This window comes from Draconibacterium halophilum, from assembly GCF_010448835.1.
GTDB lineage: Bacteria > Bacteroidota > Bacteroidia > Bacteroidales > Prolixibacteraceae > Draconibacterium > Draconibacterium halophilum.
The window spans coordinates 591,593-612,496 of record NZ_CP048409.1; the positions used below are offsets into that span (position 1 = coordinate 591,593).

The following is a 20,904-nucleotide window of genomic DNA, read 5'->3' on the forward strand; positions in this document are numbered from 1 at the left end:
GGCATTTGGCCGCGACTTGTTGAAAGAGATGTACAAGCATAAAAATTAAAACGTTTTGGATGAAGCAGAAATAGCTTAAGAAAGTTATTCTACCGACAGTAAAACGACGGTTTCAAACCATTGTTTTTTATTGCTTAAAAATGGTGATAAGTGGATTATTATGTTACGTGAGATAGTATAGGTGCAAAATAAATCAGCAAATTTATGGTGGGTAAAAATATATTTCTTAAGTTTGATTTCTCGTAATACCTCTGATACACAATAGGAAGTGAATTCCGGATCAATCATCTAAGTCGTCCTTGTTGAAGAATTGTGTTGTTGCAAATTTGGTTTTGTGAGTTGTGATGATAGTAGAACAAGGGTATATAGGTATTATCGGGGTCATTCTGATTTTTTCTTTTCAGATTAATTTTGCATTTGCTCAACCTGATTATCTTCCTTTAAATAATTTAGGAACCGATGAGGGGTTGTCTTCATCTATCATAACCTGTATCAATCAGGATCAGAACGGGTTTATCTGGATAGGAACAAGAAAAGGCCTTAATCGTTTTGATGGTAATCGTTTTAAAGTTTATCAGAAGGATGATAGTGAGGCTGGGAAAAATTCGTTACCCGATGATTTGGTTTTGGCATTATGTCTGGATAATAATAACCGTTTGTATGTTGGAACCAACGATGGACTAAGTTTTTATGATCCGGAGCTGGATAAATTTCACAACTTTAAATCCGATTCAACTTCTTGTTTATTCGATATTACTATTCAAGCCCGAGCTTTGGCTGTTGACAATAATGGCTCGGTGTACATTGCGTGCACTGATGGGATCATTTATTTTGATCCTAAAAAGAATATCATTCAGCATTTACTCGCAAATGAAAATGGCAAAAACAGATTGGTAATCGATGATGTATATCTTGACTCCGATAGGCGGCTTTGGTTTGGCTCTGCTTCCGGACTTGCTGTGCTCAACACTAAAACAAAAGAAATAAAGCAAGTAATAAAAGGTGAAAATAATGAAGATTATTCCAATGTCAGAATTAATAAAATAATTGAAGATCATTCAGGAACGATTTGGGCTGCCAGTTATTCGCAGGGGCTTTTTAAGGTTTTGCTGAACGATGATGGTGAAGAGCGGTTAAGGAACTTTAAACACGATCCGAACGATCCTGCTTCCATTTCGACAAACCGCCTGCTTAGCCTTGCAGTGGATAAAAATAATAACCTTTGGGTAGGGGCTGAAAATGATGGTATTTATTGCCTGGACAAAAATAGAGAGCGTTTTGAACACTATCTTTCCTCTAAAACCGATCCCTTGGTTACTAAAACCTACTCAGGCGAATGTCTGTTTATTGATAAAAGCAACAACCTGTGGATAGGTACTTATTCAAACGGAATACAAATAGCTCCTGAGAACGGTGGTGCCATAATTTCTTTCAGTCAGTTTAAAGGGGGAGATTTAAGCAATACCAATAATATGGTAAATGCTTTTTTTGAAATGAACGACAGCATAATTGTATTGGCTACCGATGGTGGCGGAGTTAATATAATGAATAAAGGAACAGGTTCTTTTACTAATTTTAATACCACAAACTCAAACTTGCCCAATGATTATGTGTTGTCGATAGCTAAAGGAGAAGATGGTGACATCTGGTTGGCAACATGGGGATCAGGATTAGTTCGTTACAATGAGAATAGTGATAAATTTACAGTCTATAATACAACGAATTCTTCTATTCCTGATAATAACCTACATCATATTTGTCGGGGAAATCAGTCAGATTTATTAATTGCCACATTTAGTGCCGGAGTGGCGCGCTTTTTTCCAAAAGAAAACAAGTGGGAAGTGTTCAATACCGGCAACAGCGATCTTTCCGTTAATAATGTTAATGTAATTCGCAGAGCTGGCGAGGAATCCTTTTTTGTGGGCACAAACTCAGGGTTGATGAGGTTTTACCCCGAAAATAATACAATTGAAGATTGCGCGTTGAAGAAAGAAATAGAGACACTTAGTACAGTACATATTTACGATGTTTTTGTTGAAAACCCAACTTCGGTTTGGGTGGGCAGCCTGTCTGGTTTATATCATTTTAATCCGAAAACAGGAGATAATAAAACCTATACCGTAAATGATGGTTTGCCAAACAACACGGTAAATGGCATTGTAAAAGACCCCGAAGGATTGCTATGGTTTTCAACCTCAGGTGGATTGTGCAGATACAATGTCAACCAGGATAAATTTGATTGTTTTTACAGTGATGACGGACTTCAGAGCAATGAATTCCGCCCGCGAAGTGTGCTGATCGACTCCGATAACAATTTGTATTTTGGAGGCATCAACGGCTTTAGTATTATTTATCCGGAAAAGCTGAAAAAGAATCTTCAGATTCCGCTTGTTAAATTTACCGAACTGGAGATCTTTAATAAAGTTGTATACCCAAATGAACCGGGCTCACCACTTAATAGGATAATTTCTGAGGTGGATGAAATAAAATTACCGGAAAAGAAAGCGGTTTTAACCTTTCATTTCAGTGTTTTGGATTATGCCAGTCCGGCAAAAAACCAACACGCTTATATGCTTGAAAACTTCGATGAAGAATGGATTTATTGTGGATCACGGCGGCAGACAACCTACACAAATCTTGATCCGGGAAAGTATATCTTAAGAGTGAAAGGAGCCAATGGCGATGGAGTGTGGAACGAAGCGGGAATTGCATTGAAGATAACCATCATTCCTCCATGGTGGAAAAGCTGGTGGTTTATGTTGATACTGTTTGTAGTATGTGTTGGTATATTTTTATTTGTCAACCATTTACGTATCAAATCTCTCGAACAACAGAAACAAAAACTGGAATTGGCTGTGGCAAAAAGAACAAACGAACTTGCAGAACTTAATGCGACCAAGGATAAATTGTTTTCTATTATTGCCCACGATCTTCGAAATCCGTTTAACGTAATTCTGGGTTATACTGATGTTTTAATTGAAGGGTACCATAAATTTGACAAGAAAATGATGGATCAGATTCTGGAAAATCTGAAAACGGCAGGAGACAATGCGTTTACCTTGCTCGAAAATTTATTGAACTGGTCACGGTCGCAGCGGGGAGTGATCGAGTTTTCTCCAAAATCAATTCTGCTGGATGATGTTATAGCAGTTGCACTTTTTGAGATTGAAGCAGTTGCAGAGAAAAAAGGAATTACGATTGAAAACCATATTCAAGACAATTCAATCCGAGTTTTTGCTGATTATAATATGCTTTTGCTCATCTTCAGGAATTTGCTCACCAATGCAGTAAAATTTAGTGATCCCAGAGGAACGGTTTCTTTTGTTAGTGGTGAGTTGAACAGGAATTTTATAACACTGGGAATTCAGGATGGAGGTATTGGAATAGACCCAACAAAAATGAAGTTTTTATTTCAGCCGGGGAAACAGGAAACGATGCAGGGAACAAAAGGCGAAAAAGGCAGTGGCCTGGGATTAATGCTTTGCAAAGAGTTTATTGAGAAACATCATGGGAAAATATGGGTGGAGAGCATGCCCGGTGAAGGTTCCGTATTTTGGATTAAAGTTCCCACAAGCAGTATGGTGTTTGACAAATTGTAGGTTTAAGAAATGGCACCCGCTAGAAAGCAGATGCCATTTTAATCCTCCAACCAATTTGTCCTTCAGCGGAAGAACTGTCCCTCTCTCACTTCAACTTCTATTCTGCGCTCATAAATTGTTCTAAATCTTTTTCAGCCTCAGTAATACCTGCAATTCCGAAATTTTCAACCAATACATTTACTACGTTTGGCGAAAGGAATGCGGGAAGTGTTGGCCCCAGGTGTATATTTTTAACGCCCAGTTGCAACAGTGCCAGTAATACAATAACAGCTTTTTGCTCGTACCAGGCAATGTTGTAGGCAATTGGTAGTTCGTTAATATCGTTCAGTTCAAATACCTCTTTCAGTTTTAAAGCAATTACTGCCAGCGAATACGAGTCGTTGCATTGTCCCGCATCAATTACACGTGGAATGCCACCAATATCGCCCAGTGGTAATTTGTTGTAACGGTATTTTGCACAACCTGCGGTTAATATTACTGTGTCTTGTGGTAATTTGTCGGCAAACTCGGTGTAATAATCGCGGCTTTTCATACGTCCGTCGCAGCCGGCCATTACAAAGAATTTTTTGATAGCTCCTGTTTTTACAGCGTCAACAATTTTATCGGCTAAAGCAAAAACCTGTGCGTGGGCAAATCCACCAGTAATCTCTCCGGTTTCAATTTCCTGTGGTGCAGCACATTTTTTGGCGTGCTCAATAATGGCACTGAAATCTTTCATCTTGCCATCTTTACGATCCGGAATATGGATAGCACCAGCAAGACCCGATGCACCGGTTGTGTAAATTCTGTTGGTGTAAGTTGCCGAATCTTTTGGCGGAACAATACAGTTTGTAGTGAACAAGATTGGCCCGTTAAAACTTTCGAATTCAGTGTTTTGTTTCCACCATGCATTTCCGTAATTACCTACCAGGTGTTCGTATTTTTTGAAAGCCGGATAGTAGTGTGCCGGCAACATTTCGCTGTGTGTGTACACATCTACTCCGGTTCCTTCGGTTTGTTTCAGCAACTCTTCCATGTCTTTCATATCGTGACCGGAAATCAGAATTGCAGGATTATTACGTACCCCGATATTTACTTTTGTAGCTTCAGGATTTCCGTAAGAACCTGTGTTGGCAGCATCTAACAATGCCATTACATCAACACCAAATTTACCGGTTTCCAAAGTAAGTGCAACAAGTTCGTCAACACTTAAATCTTCGGTCGTAGCAACTAACGCACGTTGCATAAATTGGAAAATCTCATCTTTTTGGCTGCCCAAATTGTAAGCATGTTCGGCATAAGCTGCCAGCCCTTTCACTCCGTAAATAATCAACTCGCGTAGCGAGCGAATGTCTTCGTTTTCAGTACTCATTACACCAACTTCTTCGGCTTTTGCTTCAAACTCTTCGGTAGTACTTCCTGTCCACGTTGCAATAGCCGGTAATTCTTCGGGTAAAGCTACACCTGCTTCTTTGCTCAGTACATGCAATTCGTTTCTCAACTGAAGTGCTTTTATAATTCGTTTTGTAAATACCGCCGCATCGAAATTGGCATTGGTAATGGTGCTAAACAAACCATCAAAAACAAGTTTATCTACTTTTTTAGGGTTGGCGCCAACATTTCTAAGTTTTTCGTTGTACCAGCAAATTCCTTTTAGCACATATAATAATGTATCTTGTAAATTAGCTACATCGCTGGTTTTTCCACATACTCCTGCAATTGTGCAACCGGTTCCTTTGGCTGCTTCCTGACATTGAAAACAAAACATGCTCATTTTTCTATTTTTTTAGTTTGTTATTACTTTTTATTTGAATGATTAGGGTGCTGATTTTATCACAACTTAATTGGGTAAGTTCGTCGGTTTATACCCACTCTTCGCTTAATACATCGCCCTTAATTCCGATCACAACTTCTTTAACGGGTACCTTTCGCGATGCCATTTGGGTGGCCATTTTTACCATTTGCGATAATCCTCCGCAACAGGGAACTTCCATAATTACTACGGTTATTGTGTTTACTTTCGATTCGTCAATTAGTTTTATCATTTTTTGTACGTAGATGTCTGTTCCCTGGTCGAGTTTTGGGCAGGCAATTACCATTTTGCGTCCTTTAATAAAGTCGTTATGGAAATTACCATAAGCAAAACCTGCACAGTCGGCAGCTACCAATAAATCGGCGCCCTGGAAATAGCTTGCCGCCGGATTAATCAAGTGCATTTGCACCGGCCACTGTGAAAGTTCCGATGGGGCAGCAGAAGCAGGAGCGGCCATTTTTAAACCACCCGCATCAAAAGCCATTGGTGCCGAGCCCGGACATCCGCCTGTGGAACAACCACCGCCAGCTGCATTTTCTTCTTTCGCTCCGTGGAGTAGTTCGTGCACTTCGCTGATTTCAAAAGGCATGTTCTCACGATTGGCTTTTATAAATCCTAATGCCTGTTGCAAATAATCGGTTTCATTATGATCCTGCAAATGTTTTAAGTGCGCAAACATCGTGGCTTTTCCTTGTTTTACCATTTGCGAAATGGTTGCAATTTCGTCGTAAGCATCGGCTTCGCGCTTTTCAATGGTAATTGCACCTTCCGGGCAATGACCAATGCAGGCGCCCAGTCCGTCGCACATTAATTCGCTTATCAGTCGTGCTTTTCCATCAATTATCTGGAGAGCTCCTTCGTGACAATTTGGAACACAAACTCCGCATCCGTTGCATAAATCATCATCTATTTTAATTATCTCTCGTATCATATTTCTTGTTCTTTTCTTTAAGTTTACGCAACAAAAATAGGGTGCCGGTGTTAGGCAAAATGTATCAATTGTTACAAAATGATAGATTATTCAGTTCTTGTTAAAAGTCCGTTGTTTCATGGTATTCCTGATGAGGAGTGCCGGGCGTTATTCTCAAAAATCCATTACCAGGTACGCAAGTTCGGGAAAGATGAGATTGTTGTGCAGGGAGGAGAGGAAGTGGCCAATTTGTTTATTGTGCTTTCCGGAAGTGTTAGGGGCGAGATGATTGATTACTCGGGGAAAACGGTAAAAATAGAGGACATTGAAGCACCACGTCCACTGGCAGCTGCTTTTTTGTTCGGAAAAGAAAATAAATTCCCGGTAACAGTAACTGCTAATAAAAAGGTTGAGTTGCTGGCTATTCCGGTTGTTGAGTTCCTGAAATTATTGCAACTAAATACCCGTTTGTTGCGCAATTATTTGAACAGCATTTCAACACGGGCTCAATTTCTATCGCAGAAATTACATTTTCTGAGTTTTAAAACGATTAAGGAAAAAGTTGCCCATTTTTTGCTTCAGCAGGCGGGCGATTTATATCATTCGTTTGAGCTAAAAAATACACAACAACAACTGGCCGAAATGTTTGGTGTAACCCGGCCATCGTTGGCGCGTGTACTTGGCGACATGCAAAACGAGAATCTCATAAAAATTGAAAAGAAAACCGTTACATTGCTCGATAAGCAGGGTTTAAATAAAATATTGAAGAATGAATAAAACGCCGGATTTGATCCGCTACAATATATTTCAACCGTTTACTCAACTATTTGCATTTACCACGACAAAAAACACATTGCCGATAGAACGGGTGCGCTACAGTAATGTTCCTGAAAATAAAGGAAAGCTGGCTGAGGCACTGGAGCTGGAAGCCGTACAAATGGTTTATCCCAATCAAACGCACAGCAGCTGTGTAGCCGATATTCAGGAGGTTCCCGATTCCGTTATTTCAGAAACCGATGCGCTGGTTACCAATCAAGCTGGACTGTGTTTGTGTGTGCAAACGGCTGATTGTGTTCCGGTGTTACTTTACGATCCGGAGGCAAAAGTTATTGCAGCCATTCATGCCGGATGGCGCGGTACTATTGGCGGAATCATTGAAAAGGCAGTGAGTAAAATGGCACGTAACTACGGCGTTTCAGTTGAAAATATAGTGGCTGCAATTGGGCCGTCAATAAGCCCCGAAATATACGAAGTGGGCGATGAGGTGGTAGCTGCTGCCCGAAAATCGATTCCCAACGTTGATTCAACGTTGTACAAAAACGGTAACGGCAAATTTCATTTTAACCTTTGGGAGGCTAACCGGCAGTTGCTGCTAAAACACGGGGTGCCGGCACAAAATATCGAGGTGTTGGGAGCGTGCTCGTTTTCCGAGGCAGAAAAGTATTACTCGGCTCGCCGCGAAGGAGTGGATACCGGGCGCATGGTATCGGGAATTATGCTGAAATCTTAATAAGGTTTAAATTGCCCTCCAACTCTCTGAGTTTTCATCAAAAGCCTTATCTTCGCAACTATTAAAAATTTCGAACTTTTACGCTTTCAGAAATCACTTGAAAATGAAGCAATATAGATTGTTTAATATCGTATTTGGCTGGCTTAGTTTTTTAATTGCAGCCATTGTTTATTTAATGACCATTGAACCCACTGTAAGTTTCTGGGATTGTGGCGAATTTATTACAACAGCTTTTAAATTTGAAGTCGGTCATCCACCGGGAGCACCGATTTTTATGATTGTTGGCCGCTTTTTTACCTTGTTTGCCGAACCTGAAGGAGCAGCAAAAATGGTAAACGTTCTTTCTGCCTTGGCCAGTGCCGGAACCATTATGTTTCTGTTTTGGACCATTACTCACTTGGCAAAAAAGCTGGTGGTAAAAGCTAAAGAAGCTACGCTGGGACAAACCATTTCGATTATTGCAGCAGGTTTTGTTGGAGCTTTGGCTTACACTTTTTCCGATACATTCTGGTTTTCCGCTGTTGAAGGCGAAGTTTACGCCAGTTCGTCGTTGTTAACCGCTGTGGTGTTTTGGGCCATTCTAAAATGGGAAAACGTAGCTGACGAACCTTATGCCAACCGCTGGCTGATATTTATTGCTTACGTAATTGGCTTGTCAATCGGTGTTCACTTGCTGAACCTGCTGGCCATTCCGGCTATTGTCTTTGTGTATTATTTCAGAAAATATGAAGTCACCCGCAAAGGAATTATCTGGGCGCTGGTAGCTTCGGTAATCATTCTGGGCGCTATAATGTACGGCATCATTCCGGGATTTGTGCGAATCGCATCGTGGTTCGAATTGATGTTTGTAAACGGTTTTGGCTTGCCTTATCACTCAGGCGTTTTCTTTTATGTAGCGTTGGTTATTGCAGCCTTAGCCTTTGGAGTTTATTATACCCATAAAAAACATAAAGTGGTTTGGAATACGGTGTTGCTGGGTATTGTGGTAATTCTTATTGGTTACTCGTCCTTTGCAATAATAATTATTCGCTCGTCGGCACAGCCGCCAATGGATCAGAACAGTCCGAATAATATTTTTGCAGTGTTGGGCTACCTGAATCGCGAGCAATACGGATCGCGCCCCTTGTTTAGCGGGCAATACTATAATTCGCCATACAAAGTGGGAGATCGGGTGTCGGAAGGAAGTCCGGTTTATTCGCAAATCGACGGGAAATACGTCATTACATATACGCGTTTTACTCCCAATTACGACGAAAAATTCACGACCGTTTTTCCACGTATGTGGAGCTCGATGGATCCGCAGCATGCACAGGATTATCAGCAATGGGGACAGATAAAAGGTAGGCGAATACAGCATCGCAACGAGCGCGGAGAAACTGAAGTTATTGTGAAGCCTACCATGGGAGAGAACCTGCGTTTTTTCTTTTCATACCAGGTAAACCATATGTACTGGCGTTACTTTATGTGGAACTTTGTAGGCCGTCAAAACGATATTCAGGGACACAGAGAGATATTGAATGGGAATTGGCTGAGCGGCATAAAATTTCTTGATGAAGCACGTTTAGGCGATCAGGATAATTTACCTACCAGTTTGAGCAATAATAAAGCCCGAAATACCTATTTCTTTCTGCCGTTAATTCTCGGAATTCTTGGAATTTTCTTCCAGTACAACCGCGGGAAAGAGGGCCGGAAAGGACTTTGGGTGGTATTCCTGCTTTTTGTACTTACCGGTTTGGCAATTGTAATTTATCTGAATCAGTATCCGCACCAACCGCGCGAACGAGATTATGCTTATGCCGGTTCGTTCTATGCCTTTGCCATTTGGATTGGTCTGGGAGTGCTGGCCATTTCAGAGACATTGAAAAAATATATTCCTGAAACGATTGCCGGTGGAATTGCGGGGGTGGTAACACTGATTCTTGTTCCCGGAATTATGGCGGCTCAAAACTGGGACGATCACGATCGTTCGGGGCGATATACTGCCCGAGATTTTGGTGCAAATTACCTGAAAACCTGCGAGCCCAATTCGGTAATATTCACCAACGGCGATAACGATACTTTCCCGCTGTGGTATAACCAGGAGGTGGAAGGTGTTAGAACCGATGTTCGCGTGTGCAACCTTAGTTACCTGCAAACCGATTGGTACATTAATCAGATGCGCAGACAAGCTTACGATTCGGAACCGATTAAATATACATTGAAGCCCGATCAATATCGTTTGGGAACCCGAGATGCCGTTTATTTACTAGATGATTCGCGTATAAAACGCGATTTCATTGGTTTGGAAGAAGCCGTTGATTTTATTGCGAATGAAAATCCGGCTACCAAATTGCAACAGGCCGACAATGCTTCTTATCTCCCGAAAAAGAAGATTCACTTTAAGGTGGATAAAGAAGCGGTGATCAGAAATAAAGTGGTTGCTCCGGAAGATTACGACAAAATTGTTGACGAGATTGTGATCGATCTATCAGGAAAAAGTATGTTGTCGAAAGATGAGATGATGATTCTGGATATGCTGGCAACCAACAACTGGGAACGTCCTATATACTGGTCGATTACTGTTGGGCGCAGCAAATACATGAACCTCAGCGATTATTTCCAGGTTGAAGGTTTTGCATTCCGTTTGGTGCCTATAAAAACCACGAGTAATCCACAGCAATTGAAGTTTGGCCGGGTGAATACAACTATAATGTACAACAACCTGATGAACGATTTTAATTGGGGAAATATGAATGATCCGGATGTTTACCTCGATGAAACCAATAGGCGCATGATGACTAATATTCGCAACAGTTTTAACCGCCTGGCATCGGCATTGGTTGAAGAAGGGAAGCACGATTCGGCCATAGCTGTTATTGACCGATGCAACGAGTTGATACCGAATAGTATTGTGCCTTACGAATATTTTGCACTGGAATTGGCCGACAGTTATGTTAAAGCTGGTGCTAACGACAAAGGGCTTGAAATGGTTGAAACAGCTTATAACGTATTTAACGACGAACTGAATTATTATTTCGCGTTACAACCAAGATTTATGGCCGGTCTTGGCGAAGAGATTCAGCGAAAGCTGTTTTATTTACAAAAAATGCAACGCTCGGCTCAAAATGCGGGAAATAGCGAATTAGCTGAACAAATTGGCGGAAGCCTGCAAAGCTATTTCGAACGATTTAGCAACATGTAATAGTAAAAAATTAAAAGCAGTATACTGATGAACATTTTAATTGTAGGTGCAGGAGGAAGAGAGCACGCTTTGGGATGGAAAATTAAACAAAGCGAAAAAATAGATAATTTGTTTTTTGCACCGGGGAATGCCGGTACATCCGAATTGGGTACCAACCTTGATGCAGGTGTTTCTGATTTTCAGAAAATAAAAACACTGGTGCTCGAAAACAACATCGATCTGATGCTTGTGGGGCCGGAAGTGCCTTTGGTAGAAGGACTTCATGATTTCTTTGCTGCCGATCCGGAATTGGCTTCAGTTAAAGTTGTTGGTCCGAAAAAAGCCGGTGCCGAGCTGGAAGGAAGCAAGGATTTTGCCAAAGCTTTTATGGCTCGCCACAATATTCCTACAGCCAAATATTTTACGGTAACTACTGATAACCTTGAAAAAGGAATTGAGTTTTTGACAACCATGAAAGCGCCCTACGTACTGAAAGCCGATGGATTGGCCGCCGGAAAAGGGGTGTTGATCATCGACTCGCTGGAAGAGGCGCAAAACTCCTTGAAAGAAATGCTCGATGGGCAATTTGGAGAAGCCAGCAGTAAAGTGGTTATCGAAGAGTTTTTGAGTGGCGTGGAAGTTTCGGTATTTGTTCTTACTGATGGGAAAGACTATAAAATTCTTCCCGAAGCCAAAGATTATAAACGAATTGGAGAAGCAGATACCGGCCTGAACACAGGCGGAATGGGAGCTATTACTCCCGTACCGTTTGCCGATGCTGTATTTATGGAAAAGGTTGAAAAACAGATCATCGCACCAACGGTTTCAGGTTTGGCAAAAGATGGAATTGACTACTGTGGATTTATCTTCTTAGGGCTAATTAATGTAAACAACGAACCCTATGTAATTGAATACAACGTTCGTATGGGCGATCCGGAAACCGAAGCTGTAATGTTACGCGTAAAATCTGATTTTGTTGATCTGCTTGACGGAGCTGCCAGTGGAACCCTTGGAGAAAAAGAGATTGAATTCGACGATCGTGCAGCAGTAACTGTAATGTTGGTTTCGGGTGGATATCCGGGAAGTTACGAAAAAGGAAAAGTGATTACCGGCACCGAAAAAGTAACTGATAGCATTGTTTTCCATGCAGGAACAAAACAAGCTGGCGAAGATGTGGTTACTGCCGGAGGTCGTGTGATTTCCGTAAGTTCGTACGGTAAGGATATGAAAGATGCCTTGGCTACGTCATTTAAAAATGCTGCTAAAATCGATTTCGAAGGAAAATATTACCGGAAAGATCTGGGATTCGATCTGTAATCGGAAACCAATAAATAGTAGTTTTGGTGAGAGGATCAAAGACCTGACCCTGAAAACCCTGAATAGTTGAGAAGCAAAATGGCATGATATTAAAAAAGTTGAAGTCGAACAGTTCTGTAAGTTTATTCCTGGTGCCTTTGGTAACAATAGCATTTTGGATAAAGAGCTTGCAGCATCCGTTTGCCTACGACTATTTCACGGGCGAACCTCAAAACATACTTTATTATTTCATTTATCGGCTGGTTGATGGCAAGCCTCTGGTACAGGTTGTTATCGGAATTGTGATGACCATTTTACTGGCTTACCTGATGCAGCTGGTAAACGACCGCTACATGTTTATTCGTATTAAAAGTAAACTGCCCGCTTTATTGTTTGTTATTATTGTTGGTGGTTTTGTTCCCATGCACACATTACATCCGGTGTATTTTGGTGCTTTTTTTATGCTAATTGCAATTTACCGGCTGTTTGCCATTTTTGAAACGAAAAAAGCGTATTCTTCCACATTCGATGTTGGATTTTTATTGGGTGTAGGAGCACTTTTCTATTTAAACCTGGTGGTGTTATTGCCTGCTTTTATTGTTGGTATTGCTTTACTTGGTCGCGAAACCGGCTGGCGTGAATTTATTACGCTACTCGTTGGTTTTCTGCTTCCATTTGTTTTTGCTACGGCCCATGCAATTTTGGCCGATCACCTTATCGGAAGCCTCAGTATTTTGAATGAAAATATCTTCACATCCGTAAATCATTTTCGTTCAAATATTCCTTTACAGGTTTACCTGGTTACACTAATTTTATTTACGATTACCGGAAGTATAGGTATGTTTGGGCAATACGATTCTAAAAAGATCAGCTCGCGAAAATACTTCATTGTGTTTTTCTGGATCTTTATTTTCTCGTTGGTAGGTTTTACTTTTATTCCGGTAACCTCGCAAGAAATGTTGGTTATTACTGCAATCCCCGTAACTTACCTCATTGCTAATCTCTTTGTATTTATGAAAAGCCGCTTTTGGAGCGAGTTGCTTTTTATTTTGTTAGTGCTTATTGTCGTTTCAATGCAGTTTTCATTCGATTTTTTCAATGGATAATAACAAGCCCACTTTGGCGATTTATGGTATTCAGGATCGGTTTGATTATGAACACCCGTTTTATGTGCACGATCATAATATGGCGTTGATGCAAAACGGGAAAGTGGAGTGGTTTTTACAACAGGAACGGATTTCGCGCCGCAAACGAGATAATACGCTTCATATTCATCTTAAAACGGTTTTAAAAGAAAAAAAACTACTGGGTAGGGATTACGACCTGCTATTTGTTGATAATGTGGTGGGCCGCACCTTTTTATTACAAAGTGGAGAGGTGCGTTTTGAAGCTCCACTCAATAAACAGTTGTCAATCGGGTTGGAAAAAGGAAAATGCTGGTGGTTTGGCGAGGAAAAAGAAGCCTGGGTGTTGAACCACGAGCTGGCGCATCTATTTTCATGCCTGCCTTTCTTTGGAAATTTTCGGGATAACAGTTTGCTGGTTCATTTTGATGGCGGCGCCAGTTTAAGCAATTTTTCAGCGGCAGTATATAAGAATAATCGTTTGGAGTGGCTGGAATACCACTGGGATTTAAAGCCGTATTCGACCTTGTTTAACGCGAATGCTTTGGTATTTGCTATTATCGGTGCCAGGCTGCCCGAGCAAAATGCTGTTCCCGGAAAATTTATGGGATTTTCAGGGCTTGGGAATTACCGACCCGAATTAGGTAAGTGGTTAAAAAGCAACAATTATTTTCAGGATATTTGGAGAAAAACCTCCGTGTTTTTCGAGCTTGCCAAAAAGGATTGGGGAGTAGATCTAAAATATTTTGATCAGAAAGATCCTTTTATTCAGGATGTAGCAGCGACCTTGCAGGAGCTTTTTACGCAGGAAATAGTAACAAAACTACAAAAGTTGCAGGAAAAAACCAGTACTGAAAATTTGTACTATACCGGCGGATCGGCATTAAATATTGTAGCCAATACACGAATTGTAAATAGAGGAATGTTTCAGCAGGTTTTTATACCGCCGTGCACCGAAGATTCGGGGTTGGCACTGGGAGCAGCAGCTTTTGCTGAGTGGAAGAAACATGGAAAAGTAGAAGAGAACTCAGCTTATTTAAACAATTGGGGAATTGAAAATTACAAAACTGATTTTTCGGAGGAAACGATAAATAAAGTGGCCGATCAACTGGCAACGAAAAAGCTGGTTGGTGTATGTAATAATTTTGGCGAAGCAGGACCTCGCGCTTTAGGAAATCGCAGTATTTTAGCTTTTGCCGGATCAAAGGAACTGGCAAAAAAGTTGAGTAGGGAAAAGAAAAGCCGCGAATGGTATCGTCCGCTGGCACCGGTTGCTTTGGAAGAAAATGTAAAATACTTTACGGGGCAGTCAACTGTTCATCCTTTGTCGAAATTTATGTTACTTGATTTTGCCGTTCTTCCTGAGAAACAACAGGAAATAACCGGAGCGATTCATGTGGATGGAACGGCACGTTTTCAAACTATTTCAGATGAGGCAGATAATCCATTTTTGCTTGCATTACTAAAACGCCTGGATGAAAAATACGGTATAAAAGCGCTGATAAATACTTCGTTCAACGCTGGTGGCGAACCCATCGTTCATACCGAAGAGGATGCATGGCAATCGGCACAAAAAATGCAGCTTGACGGAGTGGTTTTAAATGGAAAGTTTGTTCAGCTTTAACTATTTTTGCAGAAGTTTGTTAATAGAATTCAAATGGCAATTATTTTAAATATCGAAACATCAACCGAAGTTTGTTCGGTTTCATTGGCAGAGAACGGGAAAACGCTTGCTCAAAAAGAAAGCACTGAGGGTTTAAATCACTCGAAGTTACTGACTGTTTTTATAGAGGATCTTTTTAGCGAAAATAAGTTCGACATCAATAAAATTGATGCAGTGGCGGTAAGCAAAGGTCCGGGATCGTACACCGGTTTACGCATTGGCGTTTCGGTGGCAAAAGGGCTATGCTACGGATTGGGCAAACCGCTTATAGGTATTGGATCGATTGAGGCGATGGGGAATTATGTTGTGGAGAATGTTGGCGAATTCTACAAAGCCAAAGACGGCGAAGAATTGCTGTTTTGTCCGATGATTGATGCCCGCCGAATGGAAGTTTATACCGCTTTGTTTGATGAAACGGGAAAAGCGGTAAGCAATGTAACTGCTGAAATCATTGATGAAAATGCTTTTGCAGATCATCTTAATACAAAAAAGATATTGTTTTTTGGAAACGGTGCCGAAAAGTGCAGGGAAAAATTGACGCATGAAAATGTGTTGTTTAACGGGCCTGAGAAAACAACGGCACGGTTTATGCAAAATCTGGCAGAAATTAAGTACAACAAAAAGGAATTTGAAGATGTTGCTTATTTCGAGCCCTTTTATTTAAAGGATTTTGTAGCAACCATTCCGAAAAACAAAGTATTAAAATGAACAAGTTATTCTCCATATTGATTGTTATTGTTTTTGCAACACAATCGTTATCCGCAAAAGACATTTCGCTAAAATTCGACCTGAAGTTTGGTTTTGTAAAAGGTGGCGAAGCTGAAATGACAATAAGTGATACCGTTTTTAACGGTCGGCCAGCCATTCATTACCATGTGATGGGAAAAACCACCGGCCTGGCCAACAAGCTATATGGTGTTTACGATATTTACGAAACGTACGTAGATGCCGAAACACGGCTTCCGGTAAAGACAATCCGAAATGTAAAAGAAGGAAGTTACCGGCGCTATACCGAAACACTTTTCTATCACGATGTTGATTCTATAAATAGTACCCGAAGTGGCTGGCGTGCAGTTCCTAATGATTTGCTTGACCTGGTTTCGGTGTTCTTTTATTTTGTGAACAAAAATCCATTTGAGCTTCTTCAGCCTGGTGATGCAGTTATTTATCCAACTATAAATGCCGATAAAATATCTGATGTATCGATAAAGTACCTGCGCGATGATAAAGTTGAAACTGATGTTGGCGATGTTGAATGTTATGTATTAACACCAACCGTAAGAAAAGGAAAGGTTTTGAAAAAGTCGGACGGAGTAAGGTTTTATCTGGCAAAAGATGAAAAGGTGCCTGTTTTTATTGAGTTTGATATGCGGGTAGGTTCGTTGAAGGCAGAAATTAAACATTACAAGATAGATGGTGTTGAACAATCTTTAAAGTAGATTTCGGGCTTTTGAGTAAAAGCGTTTAGAAATGCTTGATTTTTAACGGATTTAATTATTTTTGCAGCGTTTATAAAAAGAAAAAGATTTATCATGGCTTCTACAGCAGATTTTAAAAATGGAATGTGTTTCATGTTTAAAGGTGATATTTACACCATTGTATCATTCCTTCACGTAAAACCGGGTAAAGGTCCCGCTTTTGTACGTACAAAACTAAAAAATGTAAAAAACGGAAAGGTAATCGAAAATACATTTAATTCAGGTGTTAAAGTTGATGATGTTCGTGTTGAACGTCGTCCTTATCAGTTTCTGTATCGTGATGATATGGGCTTGAATATGATGAATACGGAAACTTTTGAACAAATTTCAATTCCGGAAACAATGGTGGAAAACAATGATCTGATGAAAGAAGGTCAGATGGTTGAAATCCAGTTTCATGCAGAGGAGGAATTGCCTTTAACAGCTGAAATGCCCGATAAGGTTGAACTAACAATTACGGAAACCATTGAAGGTGAAAAAGGAAATACGGCAAGTTCAACAGCATTAAAACCTGCTACAGTTGAAACAGGTGCTGAAGTTATGGTGCCAATGTTTATAAACGAAGGCGATGTAATTCGTGTAAGCACTGCCGACCGTTCTTACAGCGAGCGTGTAAAACAGTAAACAAATTTACTTCTAATAGCGAAAGCGGGCTCTGGAATTTACAGGGCCCGCTTTTTCATTTTAAAACGGAAGATAACTGACAACTTTATACAAATTAAACGCGTATACTTAATGCTACATCGCAAAGGCTGTGTAGGCATTTTTTCATAGTAAACCCTTTTTGGTTAGGGCGAGTGTTCCGGTCTGATTAAAGACCGGAATACTTTTGCAACAGGCTTACTCTGTCGTTGGAATTTCAAATGCCAGTTCCGATCCTTTCATCGAATCATTAACATCCCGGTTTCCCGCATCGATCATCCAGTTTTCAAGTGGCAATGCCGGTTCAATTGCTTTTTCAACTACCAGACAGGTATTCTTGCTGATCATCCAGTTTTCGATCTCAAGACAGCTTTCCGTTTCTGTCACGAAACTGTAATTTTCATTCCTGATTTCATCGTTTGTCATCCAGTCTTCAATTTCCATGCTTGCATCTGTTTCCTGAACGAATGCATTTTTATTTGCAGTGCTCCAAATTGTTTCATCTGTCATCCAGTCTTCCAACTGAAGTGATGAGTCAACAGTCTCGCAAACTGTAAGTTTTGTTGCTGTTGCATTTATTCCAAATACCATTAAAGAAAGAACGATTACTGTTGCTGCTGTTACTTGTTTAATTTTTGTTTTCATGACTTTTGCTTTTTTAATTTGATTCAAATCTAAGTGCAAAACAGCGGTTGCGAAAATGTAATAGAAGAACCGTGCGATTTTATCGACAGATTGGTATTTTGTAAGGATGGTAAAGACAGAATTAGACTAGATTTTATTCAAATATTTGTCCTTTTCTTAGATGTGATGCCTATGAAAGAGGCTTAATTCATGCGAAGCCTCAAAATGAAGCCATAAAAGTTTCCGGGATACATCACAAAATTTTTATTGTCCTTGCCTCTGTATGCGTCAAATACAGTTTAACCGCATACTTCCACATCATTTGTGGTTGTTTTATAATAGGCGGTTTGAGGATCAGTAAAAAGAATTAAGTGCATTTTTATAGGTGGGTACGATTTAAAATAATAGTTTTAAACAAGAATTATGATTCCAAAAAACAATGAAAGAACTTAATTTACTTTTAATATTCACCATTTTTTCGTTTTTAAGCTTCGCCCAAGGAGGAAAAGTATTGGATAACCTCAAGGTAAAAAGCGAAATTTTGGGCATGGAGCGTAACTACGCTATTTACTTGCCAGCCGATTACGAGACCTCTGAAAGGAGTTACCCAGTGCTTTATCTGCTGCATGGTGCTACCGACAACCACACCGGGTGGGTGCAATTTGGAGAGATTAAGCACATTGCCGATAAAGCGATAGCAGAAGGCCTTGCCACTGCAATGATTGTGGTTATGCCCGATGCTGATACCAAGCAAATGGGCTACACCAATACACCCAATGGTTGGCGCTATGAAGATTTCTTTTTTGATGAACTAATGCCACATGTAGAGGAGAAATATCGTATAAGAAAAGAAAAGCGTTACCGGGCAATTTCAGGACTTTCAATGGGAGGTGGTGGCACCTTTTATTATGCATTACACCGACCTGATTTGTTTTCATCGGCTTGCCCATTAAGTGCTTCAACGGGGCCGTTAACCCGAGAAGATGTTGATAATCAATTGAAACGCCGTGGCATGGCTGAAGCTACCAATCAACAAAAAGATGAATGGTTTGAAAACTACAGCGTTCTTGAAATGGTTAAAACGAAACCTGAGAAAGAATTAGAATCGGTAAAATGGTTTATTGATTGTGGTGACGATGACTTTTTATACGAGGGAAATTCATTAGTTCATATTCAACTTAAAAAAAGAAATATTCCACACGAATATCGTGTGCGCGATGGAGCACATAACTGGACTTATTGGCGCGAATCGCTACCGGTTGTTTTAGGTTTTGTTTCCAATACTTTCCACCAACATTAATACTACTCTGGTAAAAAACTTAGGAATTCCATGTGATCCTGCAAACCGTATACATGTCAGGTGGATTTTAACTAAAAAAAAGCCAGAAGAAAAATTCCTCTGGCTTATCTGAGTAGCGGGAGCAGGACTCGAACCTACGACCTTTGGGTTATGAGCCCAACGAGCTACCAACTGCTCCATCCCGCAATATATTTTTATTTCAAATGAAATGTCTCTCTGAACGCGGATGCAAATATAATACCTTTTTTTGAAACTGCAACATCTATGCAAAATTTTGAGTAAAAAAAAGGACGGCACAAGTACCGTCCTTTAGGCGTATATTAATACTCACCCTCGGAACTATAATCCGAAAGTTTCTTTAATCTGGTCAACAAAATCGAGTTTCTCCCAGGTGAATAACTCCAACTCCCTGGTAACCTTCCCACTGTATGGCGATTCAAAAGTTTTTGTTACGGTTTGGGGTTCACGCCCCATGTGGCCATAAGCAGCAGTGTCCTGGTAAATCGGGTTGCGCAGTTTTAATCGTTCCTCAATGGCTGCCGGGCGAAGATCGAAAATAGCTTTTACTTTTTCAGCAATTTCGCCGTCGCTTACCCTTACATTCGAACGACCGTAAGTATTTACAAAAACACCTACCGGCTGGGCAACACCAATAGCATAAGCCAATTGTACAAGAATCTCGTCGGCAACACCTGCAGCCACTAGGTTTTTGGCAATATGGCGCGATGCATAAGCTGCCGAGCGGTCAACTTTCGACGGGTCTTTTCCCGAGAAGGCACCACCACCGTGGGCTCCGCGTCCGCCGTAAGTGTCAACAATAATTTTTCGGCCTGTTAACCCGGTATCGCCGTGTGGCCCGCCAATAACAAATTTACCCGTTGGATTAACGTGATAAATAATGTCGTCGCTAAATAAAGCCTGAACATTTTCTGATAATTGAGCTTTAACACGCGGAATAAGAATGTTGATCACATCCTCCTTAATTTTTGCCAGCATTGGTTCGTCGGCATCAAACTCATCGTGTTGTGTCGATACTACGATTGTATGCACTTTCACCGGCTCGTTGGAGTCGTTGTATTCAACAGTTACCTGCGATTTTGAATCCGGGCGCAAATAAGTCATCACTTCTCCTTCGCGACGGATAACAGCCAGTTCTTGCAAAATTTTGTGCGACAGGTCGAGTGTTAAGGGCATAAAATTTTCGGTGTCTTTACAGGCGTATCCAAACATCATTCCCTGATCGCCCGCACCCTGTTCGGTTTTTTCTTCACGGTCAACACCGCGGTTAATATCGTCGCTTTGTTCGTGAATGGCCGTTAATACGCCGCATGAATCGCCATCAAAACGATACGCCGCTTTAGTGTAACCAATTTGGTTAATTACGTTTCGGGTAACTTCCTGCACATCAACATAAGCCTGCGATTTTACCTCGCCGGCAACAACAACCTGCCCGGTTGTTACCAGGGTTTCGATAGCCACTTTCGAGTTGGCATCAAAAGCCAGTATCTGGTCGAGTAGTGCGTCTGAAATTTGGTCGGCTACCTTATCCGGGTGGCCTTCCGATACTGATTCGCTTGTAAATAAATAATTCATAAAATCCCATTTTAAACTGAATTTAATCAGCACATTAAACATTAAATATAAAACTGTGGGATGTTCGATTGATATTGAAAAATGCGATTGTTTTAGCGTTTTTTTCCTGTGGTTGCAATCAATCTCAAATCTTTCCACGTAGCGGCAACAAATGTAATAGGTTTATTTTGAATAAAAAAGAACTTGTTTAAAATTGTTCTTAATAACGAGATT

Annotated in this window: 15 protein-coding genes and 1 tRNA gene; 11 read left to right on the forward strand and 5 right to left on the reverse strand. The window is 40.6% G+C overall.

Annotation, left to right across the window (positions count from 1 at the left end; translation table 11 throughout):
* The first annotated feature begins 344 nt into the window (after positions 1 to 344).
* Positions 345 to 3,599 carry a ligand-binding sensor domain-containing protein gene (locus tag G0Q07_RS02205; RefSeq protein WP_246223017.1) on the forward strand — a complete coding sequence of 1,085 codons (3,255 nt, stop codon included), beginning with the start codon at positions 345 to 347 and terminating at the stop codon, positions 3,597 to 3,599.
* Between the two features lie 97 nt (positions 3,600 to 3,696).
* Here G0Q07_RS02205 and hcp read toward each other — a convergent pair whose 3' ends face one another.
* On the reverse strand, positions 3,697 to 5,352 hold the full coding sequence (gene hcp / locus G0Q07_RS02210; protein WP_163344545.1) for a hydroxylamine reductase: 1,656 nt from the start codon (positions 5,350 to 5,352) through the stop codon (positions 3,697 to 3,699).
* 88 nt (positions 5,353 to 5,440) lie between these two features.
* Positions 5,441 to 6,322: an ATP-binding protein gene (locus G0Q07_RS02215; protein WP_163344546.1), complete on the reverse strand. Its 882-nt coding sequence runs from the start codon at positions 6,320 to 6,322 to the stop codon at positions 5,441 to 5,443.
* A gap of 78 nt (positions 6,323 to 6,400) precedes the next feature.
* On the opposite strand from G0Q07_RS02215, the gene G0Q07_RS02220 reads away from it, so the two are divergent.
* The 9 genes from G0Q07_RS02220 (at position 6,401) to efp (ending at position 17,156) form a co-directional block, all read left to right on the forward strand.
* Entirely contained in the window at positions 6,401 to 7,078 is a 678-nt protein-coding gene (locus G0Q07_RS02220) for a Crp/Fnr family transcriptional regulator (RefSeq protein WP_163344547.1), read from the forward strand.
* Entirely contained in the window at positions 7,071 to 7,811 is a 741-nt protein-coding gene (pgeF, locus tag G0Q07_RS02225) for a peptidoglycan editing factor PgeF (RefSeq protein ID WP_163344548.1), read from the forward strand. The genes G0Q07_RS02220 and pgeF overlap by 8 nt, the downstream gene beginning before the upstream one ends.
* Positions 7,812 to 7,914: 103 nt before the next feature.
* On the forward strand, positions 7,915 to 10,992 hold the full coding sequence (locus G0Q07_RS02230) for a protein O-mannosyl-transferase family (RefSeq protein WP_163344549.1): 3,078 nt from the start codon (positions 7,915 to 7,917) through the stop codon (positions 10,990 to 10,992).
* Between the two features lie 27 nt (positions 10,993 to 11,019).
* Entirely contained in the window at positions 11,020 to 12,288 is a 1,269-nt protein-coding gene (gene purD / locus G0Q07_RS02235; protein WP_163344550.1) for a phosphoribosylamine--glycine ligase, read from the forward strand.
* An 83-nt stretch (positions 12,289 to 12,371) separates the two neighbouring features.
* On the forward strand, positions 12,372 to 13,373 hold the full coding sequence (locus tag G0Q07_RS02240) for a DUF6427 family protein (protein ID WP_163344551.1): 1,002 nt from the start codon (positions 12,372 to 12,374) through the stop codon (positions 13,371 to 13,373).
* Positions 13,366 to 15,015, forward strand: coding sequence for a carbamoyltransferase C-terminal domain-containing protein (locus G0Q07_RS02245; RefSeq protein ID WP_163344552.1), 1,650 nt, complete (start codon positions 13,366 to 13,368; stop codon positions 15,013 to 15,015). Before G0Q07_RS02240 ends, G0Q07_RS02245 begins: the two co-directional genes overlap by 8 nt.
* A 33-nt stretch (positions 15,016 to 15,048) precedes the next feature.
* Positions 15,049 to 15,762 carry a tRNA (adenosine(37)-N6)-threonylcarbamoyltransferase complex dimerization subunit type 1 TsaB gene (gene tsaB, locus G0Q07_RS02250; RefSeq protein ID WP_163344553.1) on the forward strand — a complete coding sequence of 238 codons (714 nt, stop codon included), beginning with the start codon at positions 15,049 to 15,051 and terminating at the stop codon, positions 15,760 to 15,762.
* Entirely contained in the window at positions 15,759 to 16,493 is a 735-nt protein-coding gene (locus tag G0Q07_RS02255; protein WP_163344554.1) for a DUF3108 domain-containing protein, read from the forward strand. The genes tsaB and G0Q07_RS02255 overlap by 4 nt, the downstream gene beginning before the upstream one ends.
* A 93-nt stretch (positions 16,494 to 16,586) precedes the next feature.
* Positions 16,587 to 17,156, forward strand: a complete 570-nt coding sequence (efp, locus tag G0Q07_RS02260; protein ID WP_163344555.1) for an elongation factor P — start codon at positions 16,587 to 16,589, stop codon at positions 17,154 to 17,156.
* Positions 17,157 to 17,372: 216 nt separating this feature from the next.
* On the opposite strand, the gene G0Q07_RS02265 is transcribed toward efp, so the two are convergent.
* Positions 17,373 to 17,819 carry a hypothetical protein gene (locus G0Q07_RS02265; RefSeq protein WP_163344556.1) on the reverse strand — a complete coding sequence of 149 codons (447 nt, stop codon included), beginning with the start codon at positions 17,817 to 17,819 and terminating at the stop codon, positions 17,373 to 17,375.
* 418 nt (positions 17,820 to 18,237) lie between these two features.
* Between G0Q07_RS02265 and G0Q07_RS02270 the strand changes: the two genes are divergently transcribed.
* A complete protein-coding gene (locus G0Q07_RS02270; protein WP_163344557.1) occupies positions 18,238 to 19,098 on the forward strand; it encodes an alpha/beta hydrolase in 861 nt (286 codons plus the stop codon).
* A 113-nt stretch (positions 19,099 to 19,211) separates the two neighbouring features.
* On the opposite strand, the gene G0Q07_RS02275 is transcribed toward G0Q07_RS02270, so the two are convergent.
* Together G0Q07_RS02275 and metK are read right to left on the reverse strand one after the other, a co-directional pair.
* Positions 19,212 to 19,284: transfer RNA gene (locus tag G0Q07_RS02275), tRNA-Met, on the reverse strand.
* A 153-nt stretch (positions 19,285 to 19,437) separates the two neighbouring features.
* Positions 19,438 to 20,691, reverse strand: a complete 1,254-nt coding sequence (gene metK / locus G0Q07_RS02280) for a methionine adenosyltransferase (RefSeq protein ID WP_163344558.1) — start codon at positions 20,689 to 20,691, stop codon at positions 19,438 to 19,440.
* Between the last annotated feature and the right edge of the window lie 213 nt (positions 20,692 to 20,904).

Bases quoted from the DNA above. Each gene is read 5' to 3' on its own strand.
- G0Q07_RS02205 (WP_246223017.1), top strand. From the start codon at position 345: ATGATAGTAGAACAAGGGTATATAGGTATTATCGGGGTCATTCTGATT.
- hcp (WP_163344545.1), bottom strand. From the start codon at position 5,352: ATGAGCATGTTTTGTTTTCAATGTCAGGAAGCAGCCAAAGGAACCGGT.
- G0Q07_RS02215 (WP_163344546.1), bottom strand. From the start codon at position 6,322: ATGATACGAGAGATAATTAAAATAGATGATGATTTATGCAACGGATGC.
- G0Q07_RS02220 (WP_163344547.1), top strand. From the start codon at position 6,401: ATGATAGATTATTCAGTTCTTGTTAAAAGTCCGTTGTTTCATGGTATT.
- pgeF (WP_163344548.1), top strand. From the start codon at position 7,071: ATGAATAAAACGCCGGATTTGATCCGCTACAATATATTTCAACCGTTT.
- G0Q07_RS02230 (WP_163344549.1), top strand. From the start codon at position 7,915: ATGAAGCAATATAGATTGTTTAATATCGTATTTGGCTGGCTTAGTTTT.
- purD (WP_163344550.1), top strand. From the start codon at position 11,020: ATGAACATTTTAATTGTAGGTGCAGGAGGAAGAGAGCACGCTTTGGGA.
- G0Q07_RS02240 (WP_163344551.1), top strand. From the start codon at position 12,372: ATGATATTAAAAAAGTTGAAGTCGAACAGTTCTGTAAGTTTATTCCTG.
- G0Q07_RS02245 (WP_163344552.1), top strand. From the start codon at position 13,366: ATGGATAATAACAAGCCCACTTTGGCGATTTATGGTATTCAGGATCGG.
- tsaB (WP_163344553.1), top strand. From the start codon at position 15,049: ATGGCAATTATTTTAAATATCGAAACATCAACCGAAGTTTGTTCGGTT.
- G0Q07_RS02255 (WP_163344554.1), top strand. From the start codon at position 15,759: ATGAACAAGTTATTCTCCATATTGATTGTTATTGTTTTTGCAACACAA.
- efp (WP_163344555.1), top strand. From the start codon at position 16,587: ATGGCTTCTACAGCAGATTTTAAAAATGGAATGTGTTTCATGTTTAAA.
- G0Q07_RS02265 (WP_163344556.1), bottom strand. From the start codon at position 17,819: ATGAAAACAAAAATTAAACAAGTAACAGCAGCAACAGTAATCGTTCTT.
- G0Q07_RS02270 (WP_163344557.1), top strand. From the start codon at position 18,238: ATGAAAGAACTTAATTTACTTTTAATATTCACCATTTTTTCGTTTTTA.
- metK (WP_163344558.1), bottom strand. From the start codon at position 20,691: ATGAATTATTTATTTACAAGCGAATCAGTATCGGAAGGCCACCCGGAT.